Genomic DNA, 1,028 nt, shown 5'->3' with positions numbered 1-1,028 from the left:
CTGGGTCGCCCAGTACGGCGGTATGAAGGCCAGCGACGCCAAACGGCTCAAAGAACTCGAGGCCGAGAACGCCCGCCTGAAGAAGCTGGTCGCCAACCAGGCCCTCGACATCGACATGCTCAAGGAGATTTCGGAGGGAAACTTCTAACCCCGAACCGCAAGCGCAGCGCCGTGGCGGTGCTGCGTGAGCGGTTCGGGGTCTCCGAGCGTCGAGCCTGCACCGTGGTCGGCATCCACCGCTCCACGATGCGCCTGACACCGGCGCCGATTACCGACGAGGAAGCCGAGCTGCGGGCCTGGTTGCGCACGTTCTCCACCGACCGGCCGCGCTGGGGCTGGCGGCGGGCCGCGGTGATGGCCCGGCGGGCCGGCTGGGCGGTGAATAACAAGCGCATCCGCCGCCTGTGGCGTGATGAGGGCCTGCGAGTTCGGCAGCGCCGTAGGAAGAAACGCTTGACCGGCATCGGGACCGCGGTCGGGGCGATGTCGCCGATCGCACCGAACGTGATCTGGGCGATGGACTTCCAGTTCGACACCACCGCCGATGGGCGCACCATCAAGATGCTGAACGTCATCGACGAATTCACCCGCGAAGCCCTGGCGATCCACGTCGACCGCGCCATCAACGCTGATGGCGTCGTCGACATCCTCGATCAATTGGCTCTGACCTACGGGGCTCCGCACTACGTGCGGTTCGACAACGGCCCGGAGTTCGTCGCCCATGCGGTCAACGACTGGTGCCGGTTCAACGGCACCGGCTCACTGTTCATTGATCCCGGATCACCTTGGCAGAACGCCTGGATCGAGTCATTCAACGGCCGCCTGCGAGATGAGCTGCTCAACTCCTGGCGCTTCGACTCGCTGTTGGAAGCCCGGGTGATCATCGAGGATTGGAGGATCGACTACAACGCCAACCGACCGCATTCGGCCCACCACGGACTCAGCCCTGCCGAGTTCGCCTTACAGTGGACCTCGACCCACCAACCCCAAGCCGCATAGCGACTGGACCACCAAACGGGTCCCCCTCA

General features: G+C 65.0%; 1 pseudogene. It reads left to right on the top strand.

The window, feature by feature from the left end:
- Positions 1-999, top strand: a pseudogene (locus tag AWC02_RS18530) (IS3 family transposase); the annotation flags it as partial.
- Positions 1,000-1,028 lie beyond the last annotated feature (29 nt).

This window comes from Mycolicibacter engbaekii, assembly GCF_002101585.1.
Taxonomy (GTDB): Bacteria; Actinomycetota; Actinomycetes; order Mycobacteriales; family Mycobacteriaceae; genus Mycobacterium; species Mycobacterium engbaekii.
Note: the sequence above shows the minus strand (reverse complement) of the source record. Positions and strands in the feature narration are given on the sequence as shown.